The sequence below is a fragment of the Aeromonas sp. PrichA-15 genome (genome assembly GCF_017939245.1).
In the GTDB taxonomy this organism is placed as follows: domain Bacteria; phylum Pseudomonadota; class Gammaproteobacteria; order Enterobacterales; family Aeromonadaceae; genus Aeromonas; species Aeromonas caviae.
In genome coordinates, this window is record NZ_JAGKRH010000315.1 from 13,482 (window position 1) to 29,881 (window position 16,400).

A 16,400-nucleotide genomic window follows, 5' to 3' on the forward strand; every position below is an offset into this window, starting at 1 on the left:
ACAGATGAACAATATGATTTTGCTGTTGAAACAGCTGGAACGGCAGGGAGTGAAGCTTGGGCTGAACGAGAAAGGCCAGCTTATCTCCCAGTCGAGCAAGGAGGCGGTGACACCGGCCATCGGCGCCACCATCAAGGCCCACAAGGATGAGCTGGTGCGCTGCCTGGCGGCCCGCGCCGCTTTCGAAGAACCTATCGCCACCGAGGGCGCCCGGCAGGGGCCGCTCTCCTCGTCCCAGAGCGGGCTCTGGTTTATCGAGCAGTATGAGGAGGCCTCCCACCTCTACAACATGCCGGTCTATTTTCGCGTCAAGGGAGAGCTGGACACGGTGGCACTGGAGTTTGCCTTCGACCACCTGTTTGCCCGCCACCCCAGCATGCGCACCCGCTTCATCAAGGACGAGGCGGGCAGGGGGGCCCAGGAGATCCTGCCCCACACGCCCTTCAAGCTGCAGCTTGAGGACGTGAGCACAGAGCCCATTGCCGAGCGGGAGGCCTATGTGGCCCGCCGGGTGCGCGAGGAGATCGGGCGCCCCTTCTCCCTGACCAAAGGGGATCTGAGTCGGGTGCATCTTATTCGGCTGGGCAGCCGCGAACACGTACTGCTGATCACCCAGCACCACATCATCTCCGACGGCTGGTCGGTCAAGAACATGTTCGCGGATCTCAAGCGTGCCTTTCTTGCCCATCAGAACCGCGAGCCCCTGCAGGTGAGCGAGCTGCCGCTTACCTACATCGACTATGCCCGCTGGTTCAACTCGCCGCGTTTTCTCGATTATCACGCCGAGTTCAAGCCGTTCTGGGTCGACCGGCTCGGTGGCAGCCCCGAGGTGCACGGTCTGCCGCTCGACAAGCCGCGCCCGGCCCATCAGGACAGCGGCGGCGAGCTGGTCTTCTCCACCATCGAGAGCGACCTGTGGGAGAGTTTCAAGCGTCTCTGTCAGCGCCACAGCACCTCCAACTTCATCGGTCTGCACGCCCTGTTTGCCCTGCTGATGGTGCGCCAGAGCGGCGAGAAGGAGGTGGTGATCGGCACCCCGCTCGCCTATCGCGAGCGCCACGAGATCGAGTCGCTGGTGGGCTTTTTCGTCAATACCCTGGTGCTGCGCACTCAACTCAGCGGCAAGCCCAGCTTTGTCGACTATCTGCAGCAGTGCCGGGAGGAGGATCTGGCGGCCTTCGATCACCAGCTCTACCGCTTCGAGGCGCTGGCCGAGGCCATCGGCGCGGATCGCACCACCGCCATCAACCCCATCTTCCAGATCATGCTGGTCTATCAGGCCAAGGTGGACTTCAACGATCTCATCCCCGGTTGCCAGCTGGTGGAGGAGACCTCGCCTGTGTTGCCGGCCAAGACCGACATTTCGGTCAAGGTGACCGAGCTGATGGACTCCGTCCGGGTGGACTGGCTGTTCGCCACCGCCCTGTTCGAGCAGGAGACCATCCAGGCTTATGCCGATCGCCTGCTGCACCTGATGCGCGCCGTGGTGGCGGCCCCCGAGACCGACATCTGGCAACTGCCGCTGGAGGCGGGCACCGACCAGGCCGCGCTGGCCGCCGAGCTTGCAGACCTGCCGCCGGATTACCCGAGCCGCGACACCCTGCTCTGTCATATCGAGCGGCGCGCTATTCAGTTACCGGACGCGTTGGCGGTCAGCGACGGCGCGCAATCGTTGACCTATGGCGAGCTGGAGGTGCGTGCCAACCAGTTGGCTCACTGGCTGCTGGCTCAGGGCGTCACCTCGGGCGCCGCCATCGGCATCCAGGCCAGGCGCGATGTCGCCTTCGTCATCGCCCTGCTCGCCTGCTGGAAGGCGGGGGCGGCCTATGTACCGCTGGATCCTGCCTATCCCGCCGAGCGACTGGCCCATATCCTCACCGACGCGGGCATCAACCTGGTGCTGGGGGGCGTGCCGGACCCGCACCTTGGCGAGGCGCTGGCGGGAACGACTGCCGAATATCACGATCTGCACGGGCTTGCGCTGGACAAGATGCCAACCAGCACGCCCGCACTGCCCCGGGACGCCGCCATGCTGGCCCAGATCATCTACACCTCCGGCAGCACCGGCCTGCCCAAGGGGGTCATGGTGGAGCAGGGCAGCCTGGTCAACCTGATGGCGGATCACGGTGATCGCATCGCCCTTGGGAAGGGTGGCGCCATGTTCAACTGCATGTCCCTCTCGTTTGATGCCGGCAACATGACCAGCTTGCTGCCGCTCTACTGCGGCGCGGCCCTGCACTTTGGCGAGCCGGGCGAGGGGGTGATCAGTGCCGCGATCGCTTGTGGTGCCAGCCACATGATCCTGCCCACGGCGCTGTTGGCAAATCTATTGCCCCCGGCGGAACTCGGTTCCCTCAAGGCCATCGGTTTTGGCGGCGAGGCGTGCCCGAGCAGCCTGGTGGAGCGTTGGGGGGAGCGGGTGGCGCTGTTCAACATGTACGGCCCGACCGAGTGCACCGTCACCGCGCTCTGCGCGCGGCTCACCCCGGGGGCGCCCATCACCATAGGTCGACCCGTCAACCACCTGAAGGCGCTGATCCTGGATGAGGCGGGCAACCTCTGCCCGGTGGGGGTCCCCGGCGAGCTCTGCCTGGCGGGGCTGGGGCTGGCCCGTGGCTACCTCAATCTGCCAGAGCGCACCCAGGAGGCCTTTATCGAGCTGGCGCTGGCGGAACGTACCCATCGCCTCTATCGCACCGGCGATCGGGCCCTGCTGCGCCGCGACGGCAACATCCAGTATCTGGGCCGGATAGACGAGCAGATCAAGCTGCGCGGCTATCGCATCGAGCCGGGGGAGATAGAGACCCGGCTCGCCGAATTGTGCCCGGCGATGCGCCAGATCAAGGTGGTGGTGCAGGAGGGGCGCCTGCTCGCTTACGCCTGTCTGCAGGCCGGGGCGAGCGAGCCCGACGGCGATGCCCTGCTGCAGCGGGCCGGCGAGTGCCTGCCCGAATACATGGTGCCGGCGCGCCTCTGCTGGCTGCCCGAGATCCCGCTCACCCCCAACGGCAAGCTGGACTTGCGCCGCCTGCCCGCCATCGTCTGGCAGCAGAGCAAGGGCGAGCCGCAAAACGAACTGGAGCAGACCGTGCTCGCCATCTGGCAAGGGGTGCTCAAGCAACCGCTCGGGGTGGAGGATGACTTCTTCCGCTTGGGCGGTGACTCCATCCTCAGCATCCAGCTCACCACCCGGTTGCGGGATGCGGGGCTGCACTGCAGCGTGAAGGACGTGTTCGAAGCCAAGACGGTGCGCCGCCTCTGCCGCCAGCTCGGCCAGCAGCAGGCGGTCAGCCACAGGAGCGAGCAGGGCAGCCTGACCGGCGAGTTCCCGCTCCACCCCATTCAGCACTGGTTCTTCGAACAGGGCTTTGCCAAGTCCGGTCACTGGAACCAGGGGGTGATCCTGCGCCTGCCGGCCGGGGTGGATGATGAGGCCCTGCGCGGCTGGCTGGATACCCTGCGCCAGCACCACGATGCCCTGCGCCTGGCGGTGACCCCGACCGGCCAGCGCTACCTGGCCGAACTGCCATTGCCGCCGTTGCCGACCCTGGATGCCGCCAATCTCGATGAGGTCGAGCTGCAGGCCCGCCTGACCGAGCTGCAGGGAGATTTCGACCCTGCCAGCGGTCACACTTTGGCCTGGGCCCGCCTGCGCAATATCTCTTTGGAGGGCGAGTGCGAGACGGTGGAGGGACTCTTCCTTGCCTTCCATCATCTGGTCATCGATGCGGTCTCCTGGCGCATTCTGGCCGAAGATCTGGCACGGGTGAGCAGGGGTGAGCCGCTGCCCGCCAAGGGCAGCAGCTATCGCCAGTGGGGTGAGGGGCTCGCGGCCTACGCCAAACGGGAAGAGGATCAGCTTGGCTTCTGGCTGGCTCAGGGAGAGGGCAGCCAGGGTCACCTGCTGATCGCTGCGCGCGCCACCGATGGCCGCGCCGCCGCCAGCCTGCTGCAACTGAGTCAGGAGACCACGGCTCGGCTCATCGACGCCGCCAACCAGGCCTACTTTACCCGGGTGCCCGACCTGCTGCTGGCGGCCCTGACCCGTACCCTGAGCGAGCTGGGTTACGGCAATCGTCACTGCGTGATGCTGGAAGGACACGGCCGCGAGGCCATCGATGCTGAACTGGACGTGAGCCGTACTCTGGGCTGGTTCACCAGCACCTACCCGCTGGCGCTGGCGGATGCCAAGGAGTGGGATGCGCTGGTGTGCGCCACCAAGGAACAGCTGCGCGCCGTGCCGGACAAGGGGGTGGGCTTCAACGCCCTGCGACTGCACCACCCCCGTGGTTGGGCACTGCCCGAAGCCCTGATCGTCTTCAACTACCTGGGGGTCAGCCATCAGGGCGAGGCCGCTCAGCCCTGGCAGCCCCTGCCGCTGGCGCCGGGGGCACCTACGTCCCCTGACAACCTGCCGCGGGAACTGGTCAGTCTGCATGGGGGCGTGTTTGATGGCCGCCTCACCCTGCGCCAGGTGGGCGCCCTCAACCAGCAAGGGAGCGACGCTCTGATGGCGCGGCTGGCGGACAACCTGACGGCGCTGGTGGAGCACTGCTGCAACCTGAAGGCGCCGCGCCATACCCCGAGCGACTTCCCGGGGCTTGACCTCTCGCAAGCTGGGCTCGATCGGGTGCTGGCCGGGCGCGAGGTGGAGACCCTGCTGCCCATGACCTCGCTTCAGCAGAGCATGTTCCATCACAGGGCGCTGCTGCCCCGGGATCACGCCTATCACCTGCAGACCGAGATGGACTATCACCAGCCGCTGGACGTGGCGGTCTACCGTCAGGCCTGGCAGGGGCAGATTGCCCGCTGGCCGGCCCTTCGCAGCGAACTGGTACTGGCGGACGGGGTGGCGCTGCAGCGCATTCTCAAGCACGCCGAGTTGCCATTCCACTATGAGGACTTGTCCGAGGTGGGAAATGCAGAGACACGGGTCCAGGCATACCGCGAGCAGGATCTGGCCCGCCCGATCCCGCTGGAGCAGGCCCCCCTGCTGCGCCTTGCCTGTTTCAAATTGGCCCCCGATCACCACAAGGTGATCTTCAGCGCCCATCACGGCGTGCTGGATGGCTGGAGCGGTCCCGTGTTGCTGGGCTCCCTGCATCGCGGCTATCAGGCGCTGATGAACGGCCTGCTGCCACAAGCCGAGCCGGATACCGCCTGGCTCGAATTTGGCGGCCATATCGCCAGCCAAGCCCGCAGCGCCGAGGCTTACTGGCAGGGGCGTGGCGAGCTGCTAACAAAGCCTAACGATCTCGCCTGCCTGTTCGGGGTGACGCTGGACGCTGGCTCAAGCGGGCGCCATACCCAGCAGCGACCGGCGGTGTGCGCTAGGGTGTTGCCGGCCGAGGTGGCGACCCTGCTCGCCCATCGTGCCCGCGACCTTGGCGTGACCGCGGGCCTGTTGGCCCAATATGCCTGGCACCGTCTGCTGGCACGCCGCTCTGGCGATGCCGTCACTCTGGTGGGCAACGTGACCCCGGGCCGGGATTACCCCATCGAGGGGATCACCGCGAGCGTCGGGCTCTATATCAACAGCCTGCCGTTGGCCCTGGCGTGGCGCACCGAGCTGACCCTGGCCGAGCATATCGCCCGGTTGCAGGCCGATCTGATGGCACTCAACGAGCACGGCACCCAGTCGCTGGCGGCACTGACCAAAGGCCGGGCGCGTCTGTTTCAGAGTCTGTTCGTGTTCGAGAACTACCCCATACCGGCGGCCCCTGTCGCCCCCGAACCTCACCAGCTGGTGCCACGCTTTGGCACCGTGGTGGAGAAGGTGGAGCTGCCGCTCTCCTTGGTGGTCAGCAGCCGGGGTGAGACGCTCCAGCTGCGCCTCGAGTTCGATGGCGAGCAGATCCCCGAGGCACGGGCAGAGGCGGTGCTGGCTGACTGGCTGGTCGAGCTCGGCTGGCTGGCGCAGGCGGATCTGAGCCAACCGGCCAGTGTGGTGGCGACGGCACTGCCCCCGGTGATGCCGCAGGTGGTCGCCACCAGGACGGAGCCCGGTCTGGCTCAGCCGCCGGCCGAGGCCCGCGTGCTGGTGGCTCTGTGGGAGCGCCAGTGTGGCGTGCCCGGCATCTGGCAGCAGACCTTGTGTGAACTCGGGGTGGATTCGGTGCAGCAGCTCGCCCTGCTGGCGGCCCTCAACGAGGCGTTTGGCCAGGAGCGGGCGCCGCTCAGCCTGCAGACCCTCAAGGCCCATCCATCCCCCAGCCGGCTCTATCGGCACTGGCTGGTGCGCCAAACGGAGGCCGCACTATGACGGTGACCATCAAGCATAAGGCTCAACTCGTGCAAACCCGGCCCGCCCCCCGTGAGGGGGCGGCCAACCTGGGTGCGCGGCTGGCCGCCTGTCTGGCCGCCAGTCCGCTGGCCCCCGCCATCCGTATGGGCGGGGAGGGCATCAGTGAGGGCGGATCAGATGAGCAGTGGCTCAGCTACGGCGCGCTCAATGTCAGGGTCGGCGAGATTGCCGCCCGATTGCAGGGGCTGGCGGTGGGGGAGCGGGTCGGCCTCTATCTCTCCCGCAGCCCCGATCTGGTGGCCAGCCTGCTGGCCTGCCTGCGGCTCGGTCTCACCTTCGTGCCCCTTGAGCCGGACTTTCCGGTGGAGCGGCTGCAGGGGATCGCACGCCAGGCGCGCCTGTCGGCGGTGATCTGCGACGGCGACAGGCCGGCTCCCGCCTTCGGCTGTCCGCTGCGTACCCTCGATGGCCCGGCAGCGGCAGGGCCCGTCTCCTGGCCCCAGGTGGATGACGCCCTGGCTGCCTACATGATGTTTACCTCGGGTTCCACCGGCGAGCCCAAGGGGGTGGTCATCAGCCGGCGGGCCCTGCTCTGCTTCCTCGACGGGATCCGCGAGCGGCTCGGGCTTTCACCTGGCTGCCACTGGCTCTTCATCACCACCCCGGCCTTCGACATCTCGCTGCTGGAGATGCTGGGGCCGCTCTGGGGCGGTGGCCGGCTGACGGTGGCCGGCGGTGAGCACAACAAGGATCCCCTGGGGATGCTGGCCCTGCTCGAGGCCGACCCCTCCATCAACTGGCTGCAGGCCACCCCGGCCTGCTGGCGCATGCTGCTCAAGGCGGGCTGGCAGGGGCGCAATACCCTCACCGCCCTGTGCGGTGGCGAGGCGCTGGACTCAGGGTTGGCCGAGCAGCTCTGTGCCCGCACCCGGCGGCTGTGGAACTGCTACGGGCCGACCGAGGCCACCGTCTGGTCGCTGGTGAGCGAGGTGCGCTGGCCGCCGGTTGGCGGGCAGATCACCATCAGCCACAGCCTGCCCGGCTATCGTCACTGGGTGCTGGACGAGGCGGGGCAGCCGGTGGCAGAGGGGGAGTGCGGCGAGCTCTGCATCGAGAGCCCGGCCCTGTGCGAGGGGTACTGGCGCAAGCCTGCCTTGACCAGCGCGGCCTTCCTGCGCCTTGCCACCCACCGCCTCTATCGCACCGGCGATCGGGTGCGCCTCCTTGGGGCGGACCGCTTCCTCTATCTGGGACGGCGCGACGATCAGGTCAAGCTGCGGGGCTTTCGCATCGAGCTCGGGGAGGTGGAGGCGGGGCTGCGCCGCCAGGCCGGGGTGCAGGAGGCGGCGGTGCGTCTGGTGGGTGAGGGGGACGATGCCATGCTGGTGGGCTACGTGGAGGCGAAAAGCGGGGTGACTCTCAATCGCCTCGCCCTGCGCAAGGGGCTGCAGGCGACGCTGCCGCACTACATGGTGCCGGCGCGGCTCATCCTGCTGGATGCCCTGCCCAAGACCGGCAGCGGCAAGCTCGACAGAAAGGCGCTGCCATTACCGGGGTGACAAAGGGCTTGCAGGCTCGATGCCTCAATAACAGGGTGCTGGCACGGATCCTCTTGCTGGATGCCCTGCCCAAGACCGGCAGTGGCAAGCTCGACAGAAAGGCGTTGCCTTTGCATGAGTAAGCTGTCTTGCCGGATGGTAAGAGCGATGGATAAAAAGAAGCCCGCATCATGCGGGCTTCTTGTTGGCTGTAAACCGAGGGGGCTTAGTGAGCGATGGGGGCGGCATCCGGTTTGGTGAGCAGGCGCTCGACGTCGTCGATCACCTTGAGGGCCGCCTGGGGGCCGCCGGTGGAGGTCCAGAGAGACCCGTCCACGGCGCCGAAGCGCTTGCCCTTGATGGCGCCGAGCTGCTGGAAGGCCGGGGTCTGCTCGGCCTGCTTCATGGCATCCACCGCATCCCCGCTGGTGCTGAGGGTGCCGATCACCAGCCAGTCACCGTCCAGCAGGTTGAGGGATTCGAGGCTCAGGGCCGGGGAGTGGGGGCTCTTGTCGCCAATCTGGTGGGACGGTCGGGTGAGCCCCATCTCGGTGACCACGCTGCTGGCAAAGGTGCCGCCGTGCATGTAGCTCGGCCCCTTGGGGTTCCAGCGCACTATGCTCATCTGCTCCCCCTGATGCTTGGCGAGCTTGCTGCGGGCCTCTGCCAGGCGGGCCTCATACCGGGTGAGGAACGCCTTGGCCTCGGCCCCCCGGTTCATCGCGTCGGCGCTGCGACCGAACACGGTTTTCCAGGGCTCGCCCCAGTTGCCGGTGACGACGGTAGGGGCGATCTCCTTGAGCAGGGCCAGGAGCTCGGGCTTGGTCTGGCCGGTGAGGATGAGGTCCGGCTCCAGATCGATGAGGGTCTCCAGATTGGGGTTGTCCAGATCCCCGACCACGGCGATCTCCTTGCCCGCCTTGTCCAGCAGATAGCGGGGCAGGGTGGACTGGCCGCGTCCATTGACGGTGCCTACCGGCTGCACCCCCAGAGTCAGGGCGCTGTCGAGATCGAGTTCGCTCAACACGACGACCCGCCGGGGCGCATCGGGGACGCTCTGGGACTGGCCGTTGGCATCGATGACCTGGCGGCTGCCCGCCTGGGCCTGGAAGCCCGTCAGGCTGGCCAGCATGAGCAAGGTGGCCAGCGGGGAGAAGATCTTCATGGTGACATCCTTATGGGTGAAATCGGTGGGCCGGAGTCTGTGAAAAGTGCCTGAGAGCCGCCCGGCCAGCCCCGAATGGGCGGGGACATGCTACCACAAAGCAAGTGAGAAGCGTTGTCATTTGTGTTTGTGGCATGACCTCGGCTTGCTTTGGTACCATCGCAGGCCCCTGTCAGGAGCCTTTCATGTTGCCTCGTTGTCCCTCACTCGATGGACCCTTTGTCCGTCAATTCGATACCTTGTGCCTGCCGGGTCTTGAGACGCTGCCTCTTCATCGGGTCTGTTTTGATCCCGCCGCCTTCTCGCCGGAGTGCTTTGGGGCGCAGGGCATCATCCTGCCTGCTTCATTGCAGGGGGCTGCCCCCAGGCGCCTCGGGGAGTTTCTGGCAGGGCGTCTCGCAGCCCGTGAGGCCCTGCGACCCTTCGGTCTTGCAGGATGCAGCGTGGCCATCGGCGCTGCCCGGGAGCCACTCTGGCCTGAAGGGGTGGAGGGGAGCATCAGCCACAGCCGGCTGGCGGGAGAGGGGGTGGCCCTGTGTGCGGTGCGTCCGGGCCAGGAGGGAATCGGGCTGGATCTGGAGGCCTGGCTCGATGGCGACCAAGGGGCGCAGCTCTGGCCCGGCATCATGGATGGGGAGGAGTGGGGGCGGCTGGAGGCGGGGGTTCACGACGCCCAGCTGAGCCTGGCAGAGGGACTGACCCTGGTGTTTTCCGCCAAGGAAAGCCTCTTCAAGGGGCTCTATTCCCGGGTGGGGCGCTACTTTGACTTTCTCGATGCCCGCTGGCTCGCCATGACGGCGCAGACTCTCACCCTGGAGCTCAAATGCCCGCTGACACCGACCCTGCCAGCTGGCTGGCGCTGCACCCTGCACTGGCAAGCCCTGCCGGGGGGCGTGCTCACCGTCTTGCTGCTGTGAGCACGATGCCAGCGCCCGGATAACGCCAACGCAAAGCCCAGAGAAAGAAACCGCCATCAGGCGGGTTCTTTCTCTGGCACAGGGTCAGGGTCAGGCCGACACGCCATGGTCGGCGCGCAGGCGAGGCACTTCGTCAGCGCGTCGGCGGGGCACGATGACAGGGGCCCCGTCGCCGGGGGCGTGCAGTATGTCCACATCGGTCTGGTAGAGGCGATCGATGAGGGGCTTGGTCACCACCTCCCGGGCTGGGCCCATGGCCTGGATGGCGCCATCCCCCAGGGCAATCAGCTCGTCGCAGTAGCGGGCGGCGGTGGCGAGATCGTGGATGACGATAAGCACCGTCTTGCCCTCGGCGGCGACCCGATGGATGGCCTCCATCACCTCGGTCTGGTGGCCGATGTCCAGCGCGCTGGTGGGCTCGTCCAGCAAGATGATGTCCGCATCCTGTGCCAGCACCATGGCGAGCCACACCCGCTGGGCCTGACCGCCGGACAGCGAACTGGCGCTCTGGTGCCAGATGGCATCGAGCTGCATCCGCTCCCGGGCCCAGTCCACCATGCGGGCATCTTCCTCGCTCCACTGATTGAACCAGCCCTGATGGGGATGGCGGCCATATTGCACCAGCTGCTCCACCAGGATACCGGGGGGGACCAGGGGACGTTGGGGCAGATAGGCGAGTTCCCGAGCCAGGGCTTTGGCGCCATAGGCACCGAGTGGCTTCTCCTTGAGCAGGATCTCCCCGGACCGGGGCTGCTCCTGTCCCGCAAGGAGCTTGAGCAGCGTGGATTTGCCGCCGCCGTTGGGGCCGACGATCCCCACCAGTTTGCCCCGGGGGAGGGAGAAGGATATCTCCTTGAAGATGGTCTTTTGCGGGTAGCCGAACTGGAGTCGGTTCACGGTGAGCGTCATCGGGCGGCCCTCGGTCTGTATTGAAAATGGATGAATGCCATGGTCAGTCGGCCTTCTGGCGATCTTTGAGCAGGATGAAGAGCAGCAGCAGGCCGCCGAGAATGCGGGTCATGATGCCGGTAGCCACTTCGTGGGGGCTGGCCAGCACCCGCACCAGGGTGTCACTGGCGAGCAGCATCAGGGCGCCGCACAGGGCGGCAATCCAGAGCGGCACGATGCGATCCCGGCTGAGCCAGGAGGCAAGGATGGGGGCCGCCATGGCAATGAAGACCACGGGGCCGCCGATGGCGGTGCCAAGGGCTGCGACGATGATGGCCTGGGCCAGCACCCCGAGCTGGACCCGGTTCACGTTGACCCCGAGGGTGCTGGCCGTCACCGGTCCCAGGCGCAGCACGCCGAGGGAGCGGGAGAGACAGACGGTCCAGGGACAGATGAGCAGGAGCAGCAGGCTCACCGGTAGCAGGGTGCCATAGCCCTGACCGACGAAGTTGCCCATGTTCCACAGATAGAGGCTGGTGAGGTGCACCAGGGACTGGGTGGACATGACGAACTGGCCGAGGGCGTTCATCAGCTCCGAGACCCCGATGCCGATCACCACGAACAGGTAGCCCTGCTCCCCCGGCTTGTTGCACAGGGCATAGAGCACGGCGGCGGCAAACAGGGCGCCGAAGGGGGCGGCCCACCAGGGCCAGGTGCCCAGCGTCAGATAGAGGGAGAAGATGATGATGGCCAGGGATGCCCCCTCGTTGACCCCGATCATGTCCGGGGTGGCGAGGCGGTTTCGCACCAGGGTCTGCACCAGGCAGCCCGAGAGTCCCATGGCGGCGCCGGCCACCAGCACCGCCAACAGGCGCGGCAGGCGGATTTTGAAGACGGTCACCTGATCGAGTCGGCTTCCCTCCCCGAGCAGGGTCTGGATCACCCCCATCATGGTGATCTTGCCGGAACCCAGGGTGAGGGCCAGCAGGGAGAGCAGGGTGAGGGCGACCAGGAGCCCCAGGGTGATGAGCCAGGCGCGGCGGTGCAGCAACAGGGTGCGGCTGCCAAGGCGAAGGCAGAGGGTGCCGCTCGGGAGTGAGAGAGAGTTCTTCATGGGCGTGGCACCTTATTTGACGGCCAGCAGGGAGCGGAAGCCGCCGCTGCGCACCACCAGGATGAGCACGGGCGCCCCGATGAGCGCCAGAATGACGCCGTTGGGCAGCTCGTAGGGCTGGATAAGCCAGCGGGCCAGCACATCGGCACCGAGCAGAAAGAGCACCCCGAACAGGGCAGAGAAGCGCACCTGGATGGCGAGGCGAACCGGCTCCACCAGGCGGGCGCAGTAGGCGGCGAGGAAGCCGACAAAGCCGATGGGACCGGCGATGGCGATGGCGCAGGCGGTGAAGAGCGTTGCGGCCAAGAGCACGCCGATCCGCACCCGGGTGGGGCGGATGCCGAGGGCCCTGGACTGGTGATCCCCCATCTGCATCAGGGTGAGAGGGCGACAGAGCGCCAGGGTCAGCAGCAGGGCGGCCAGGGCGAAGGGGACCACGGTGAGTACCGCTTCCAGACTGGAGGCGGCAAGGGACCCTAAGTTCCAGAAGCGGAACTGCTCCAGCACCACCCGGTTGGAGAGCAGCAGGAAGTTGGAAAGACCGCCGAAGGTGGCGGAGAGGGCGACCCCTACCAGGATGAGCTTGAGGGGGTTGGAGCGCCCCACCATGAGGCCGAGGCCCAGCACGATGAGGTTGCCGAGCAGGGCCCCCATGCCGGACCAGAGCAGATACCCGTAGGCGGATTCGACGCCAAACCAGGTGAGGCCGATCACCAGAGCAAAGACGGCGCCGGCATTGACCCCGAGCAGGCCGGGTTCGGCCAGAGGGTTGCGGGTGGCACTTTGCAGCATGGAAGCCGCCAGGGAGAGTGACGCCCCCACCACCAGGGCTGCCAGGGTACGGGGCAGGCGCAGGGTATGGACTATCATGGCGAGCTTTTCATCGGCCACGAAGGCGGGATCGCCCATCAGGAAACCGGCGACCTCGCGGCCACCATAGACACCGGCCCCGGTGGCCAGTGACAGACAAATCAGCAGGAAGAGGAGCAGCACGCCGAGCCAGAACAGCCGAGCTTGGTATCTGAGCACTCAATGACTCCTTGAATTCGGGGAGGCAGAAACGCAAAAAGGGAGCCCCGCGACCGGGGCTCCCGCATACAGGATGGATTACAGCTTGTAATCGACCCCTGCGTAGACGGTGCGACCTTCCAGGATGAAGTCGGCGTCGGTCGCCACCTCGTCACGCTGGGTGTTGGTGAGGTTGGTGATGCCGAGCTTGAAGTCCAGGGCCGGCGTGACGGTCCACTTGGTGTTCACGTCCAGGGTCTGGTAGTGCTTGGAGGTGAATGCCTGGGCGTTGCGGGCCGGCACCTTGATCACCTGGCTGCCGACATACTGCCAGGCCAGGTTGGCGCTGACCACGTCGCTCGCCTTCCAGTCCAGGCCGATGTTGCCGGTGTGATCCGGGGTCTTGGCCAGATCGTCACCCGTGCTCTTGTCTTCGGAGTCCAGCAGGGTCAGGTTGCCGGTCAGCTGCACGTTGTCCAGCACGTCGAACCAGCCGGTCAGCTCCAGCCCCTTGATGCGGGCCTTCTTGACGTTGAGGTAGGTCATGACGGTCGGACGGTAGCCCGGGCCCCACTGATCGCTCTGGATCAGATCCTCGATCTCGTTGTGGAAGCCGGTCACCCCTGCGCCGAAGCGATCGGCGTTGTAGGCGGTGCCAAGCTCGTAGCTGACGGAGGTTTCCGGCTTCAGATCCGGGTTGCCTATCACCTTGCAGGCGCCGCGGCAGGCGGTGGTGGCGAACCCTTCGCTGGACTGGGCCAGGGTCGGGGCCTTGAACGCCTTGCCGGCGCCGCCCTTGATCACCCACTCGTCACTCAGGGAGTAGAGGGCGTAGGCACGGGGGCTGAACTCGTTGCCATAGGTCTCGTGGTGATCCAGACGGCCGGAGAGCGTCAGGGCCAGATCCCCAAAGCCGAACTCGTCTTGCAGGTAGAGAGCGCTCTGGCTCGCATCCACGCTGCCGTTCTGGATGCTGCGGCTGTGCTCCAGCTCGGTCTTGCGGAACTCTGCACCCGAGGTCAGCAGGTGATCCCCGAGGTAGCCGCTCAACTGGCCATCCACCGTGTTGTTGGTCTGGGTGATGTCGGCGGCGCCACCGTTGAGCTGGGAGTCATCCATCAGATCGGTCTGCTCGAAGTAGTAACGAGCGCGGCTGTCGAAGTGTTCCCAACGGCCGTTGTGGGTCAGCCCCAGGCTCAGGCGATCGAGTTTCTGCACGTTGTGGGGGGTAGCCGGTGCGGTCGGGGCACGGGGCACGTTGTTGAAGTAGCTGTCCATGTCGTTCTGGTTGTAACCCAGATCGAAGTCGATGTCCTGGTTGTCGGCCACCAGCCACTTCAGGCTGGAGAGCACGTTGACCACTTCCCGTTTCTCCAGGGCGTCGGCATCCGGGTTGTTGGACTGCTCGCTCTTCCAGCGATCCCGCTGATAGCCTTCCACCACCACGCTGCCCAGCAGCTTGTTGTCGATCAGGGCGCCGGAGACGAAGGCGCTACCCTGGTTGGCATCCCCGCCATCCCCCTTGGTGGGCATGGTGTGGGTGTAGCCGACGGCCGCTTCGGTGTTCTCCTTGGCCTGGCGCAGGATCACGTTGACCACGCCGCCGAGGGCATCGGCCCCGTACAGGGAGGAGACGGGACCGCGGATCACCTCGATGCGCTCGATGGCGGCCATGGGGATGGAGCTTAAGTCGAAGTCGTTGCCAAAGGAGCTGCCCAGGGTCTCGCGGGCGTTGACCCGCTTGCCGTTGACCAGCAGCAGGGTGTAGTCACCGCCCATGCCGCGGATCTTGATCTCGTTGCGACCCGTGGGGTTGGTGCCGATGATGTTGACACCGGGCACGTGCTTGAGGGCATCGCCGATGTTGTTGACGTTCATCTTGTCCAGATCGGCGCGGGTGACCACGGAGACGCTGGCCGGGGCGGTCAGCTCGGTGTGCTTGGTCTGGGTGGCGGTGACCACCACCGTCTCGTTGGCCTTGACGGACTCGCCCTGGGCCAGGCCCGGTACGGCCAGCAGACCAAGGGAGAGCAGAATGGGGTTCAGTTTAAAGAGGCCGTGCTGCAACTGCATTGTCAAAAACTCCATGGATATAACTGAGGTTATGGGGTCCGGATTCTTCTGATCCGGTGCTCACTGACTTCCTTGTCTGGCGGTGCCAGAGGCAGGATTATTGTTATCTCTTGTGCGCTTCAGGCTCCGGATGAGGAACCAGACTCCGGCGCAGGCCACCAGGGTGCACGCAATGTTGATCCAGGCCAGGGTGGAGAAACCTTGCAGAGCGCCCCCCTCGTCGGAGACCAGATATCTGGCGGAGAACAGGCTGCCGAGGCCCGCGGCCACATTGGTGACCGAGCCCTGGAAAGACATGAAGGCGGCGCGCTGATGGGGGGCCGGAATGGCCGCCGTGACTGCGAGGGTGGTGCTGGCACGGGCGGAGCTCAGGGCCATGAAGAGGGTGAACAGCAGATATAGAGGCAGGCCTGCCGGCAAGGCAAAGCCCACCAGGGTGATCAGGGCCAGGGCCAGGCTGGTGAGCAGGATGGCGCCCTGGGCGCGACCCTGATCGATCCAGCCGCCGCACAGGCGCATGGTGGCCATGCTGGCAAGGCCGCCGCACAGATAGAGGCTGGCGATCTGCTCGCGCGGGAAACCCAGGTTGAACTGGAAGTAGTTGGCAAAGTGCGGAATGAGCAGGAAGTGGCCGAACATCTGCAGGCAGAGGATGAAGAGGGCTCCCTGGCAGAGTGGTGACCCCAGCAACTGGCGCATCCCCTGGCCTGCCGGGGCCCGGTTGACCGGCAGGGACGGCAGCCAGATGGCACAAAGCAGGGCCAGCAGCAGGCCGCCTGCACCAAACAAGAGGAAGGGGCTCTGCCAGCCAGACCACTGGGCCAGCACGAGGGCCGCGGGCACGATCAGAATGGCGGCCAGGGAAAACGCCATACCCACGTAGGCGAGACGGCGGCCCCGCTCGGCGGGCGGTACCAGATCCAGCACCGCCGCCATCAGGATGGCCCCCAGGGGGCCGGCCACGCAGCCGGACAGGATGAAAAGCAGCAGCAGTGTCTGGCTATCCTCGGCCAGGGCGCAAGCCATCAAGAGCAGGAAGCGCAGGACCAGCAGTACCAGCAGAGCGGGTTTGCGGTTGACCCGATCGAGCCAGGGGGCGGCCAGGAGGCCCAGCAGAGCGGCGCCCAGGGTGGCGCCGCCGCTGAAGTAACCTGTCTGCTCCGGCAGCATCCCCAGGCGGGTTACCAGTTCCGGGCCAAGGGGCATCACCATCATCATGCAGCCCATGGAGAGCATGTTGATGAGCAGCGCAAGGTGGATGGCGGCAGGGGTGGATGCGACGGATTCTGGCTTCATCAGAGGCTGACTCGAAAAAATGAGTCCGAATTGTATCCGAGGGTTTTTGTTGTGACAACAAATGATAACCATTTTTATTTGTGTTAATCGGGTGTCTTAATGAGTCCTTATCTGGTGCCTCTGTGTGGGGTTGCATACCAGGCCCGTTGCAATCGGG

General features: G+C 66.1%; 9 protein-coding genes. 3 read left to right on the forward strand and 6 right to left on the reverse strand.

Annotation, left to right across the window (positions count from 1 at the left end):
• Positions 1-4: 4 nt before the first annotated feature.
• Positions 5-6,262 carry an amonabactin biosynthesis non-ribosomal peptide synthetase AmoG gene (gene amoG / locus J9889_RS22060; RefSeq protein WP_010674438.1) on the forward strand — a complete coding sequence of 2,086 codons (6,258 nt, stop codon included), beginning with the start codon at positions 5-7 and terminating at the stop codon, positions 6,260-6,262.
• Positions 6,259-7,803: an amonabactin biosynthesis glycine adenylation protein AmoH gene (gene amoH / locus J9889_RS22065; RefSeq protein WP_010674439.1), complete on the forward strand. Its 1,545-nt coding sequence runs from the start codon at positions 6,259-6,261 to the stop codon at positions 7,801-7,803. Before amoG ends, amoH begins: the two co-directional genes overlap by 4 nt.
• Before the next feature lie 205 nt (positions 7,804-8,008).
• On the opposite strand, the gene J9889_RS22070 is transcribed toward amoH, so the two are convergent.
• Positions 8,009-8,947 carry an iron-siderophore ABC transporter substrate-binding protein gene (locus tag J9889_RS22070; protein ID WP_010674440.1) on the reverse strand — a complete coding sequence of 313 codons (939 nt, stop codon included), beginning with the start codon at positions 8,945-8,947 and terminating at the stop codon, positions 8,009-8,011.
• 185 nt (positions 8,948-9,132) lie between these two features.
• Between J9889_RS22070 and J9889_RS22075 the strand changes: the two genes are divergently transcribed.
• The gene (locus tag J9889_RS22075) at positions 9,133-9,864 is read left to right on the forward strand and encodes a 4'-phosphopantetheinyl transferase superfamily protein (protein WP_029314400.1); all 732 of its coding nucleotides are present in this window, start codon (positions 9,133-9,135) and stop codon (positions 9,862-9,864) included.
• A 90-nt stretch (positions 9,865-9,954) separates the two neighbouring features.
• Here the strand turns inward: J9889_RS22075 and J9889_RS22080 are convergent, their stop codons facing one another.
• The 5 genes from J9889_RS22080 to J9889_RS22100 form a co-directional block, all read right to left on the reverse strand.
• A complete protein-coding gene (locus J9889_RS22080) occupies positions 9,955-10,773 on the reverse strand; it encodes an amonabactin ABC transporter ATP-binding protein (RefSeq protein ID WP_010674442.1) in 819 nt (272 codons plus the stop codon).
• Positions 10,774-10,816: 43 nt separating this feature from the next.
• Positions 10,817-11,866 (reverse strand): amonabactin ABC transporter permease subunit 1, encoded by a 1,050-nt coding sequence (locus J9889_RS22085; protein ID WP_010674443.1) that lies wholly within the window; start codon positions 11,864-11,866, stop codon positions 10,817-10,819.
• A gap of 12 nt (positions 11,867-11,878) precedes the next feature.
• Positions 11,879-12,895: an amonabactin ABC transporter permease subunit 2 gene (locus tag J9889_RS22090; protein ID WP_010674444.1), complete on the reverse strand. Its 1,017-nt coding sequence runs from the start codon at positions 12,893-12,895 to the stop codon at positions 11,879-11,881.
• Positions 12,896-12,973: 78 nt separating this feature from the next.
• Positions 12,974-14,947 (reverse strand): siderophore amonabactin TonB-dependent receptor, encoded by a 1,974-nt coding sequence (locus tag J9889_RS22095; protein WP_210558212.1) that lies wholly within the window; start codon positions 14,945-14,947, stop codon positions 12,974-12,976.
• Positions 14,948-15,007: 60 nt separating this feature from the next.
• On the reverse strand, positions 15,008-16,243 hold the full coding sequence (locus J9889_RS22100; RefSeq protein WP_010674446.1) for an MFS transporter: 1,236 nt from the start codon (positions 16,241-16,243) through the stop codon (positions 15,008-15,010).
• Positions 16,244-16,400 lie beyond the last annotated feature (157 nt).

Bases quoted from the DNA above. Each gene is read 5' to 3' on its own strand.
- amoG (WP_010674438.1), top strand. From the start codon at position 5: ATGAACAATATGATTTTGCTGTTGAAACAGCTGGAACGGCAGGGAGTG.
- amoH (WP_010674439.1), top strand. From the start codon at position 6,259: ATGACGGTGACCATCAAGCATAAGGCTCAACTCGTGCAAACCCGGCCC.
- J9889_RS22070 (WP_010674440.1), bottom strand. From the start codon at position 8,947: ATGAAGATCTTCTCCCCGCTGGCCACCTTGCTCATGCTGGCCAGCCTG.
- J9889_RS22075 (WP_029314400.1), top strand. From the start codon at position 9,133: ATGTTGCCTCGTTGTCCCTCACTCGATGGACCCTTTGTCCGTCAATTC.
- J9889_RS22080 (WP_010674442.1), bottom strand. From the start codon at position 10,773: ATGACGCTCACCGTGAACCGACTCCAGTTCGGCTACCCGCAAAAGACC.
- J9889_RS22085 (WP_010674443.1), bottom strand. From the start codon at position 11,866: ATGAAGAACTCTCTCTCACTCCCGAGCGGCACCCTCTGCCTTCGCCTT.
- J9889_RS22095 (WP_210558212.1), bottom strand. From the start codon at position 14,947: ATGCAGTTGCAGCACGGCCTCTTTAAACTGAACCCCATTCTGCTCTCC.
- J9889_RS22100 (WP_010674446.1), bottom strand. From the start codon at position 16,243: ATGAAGCCAGAATCCGTCGCATCCACCCCTGCCGCCATCCACCTTGCG.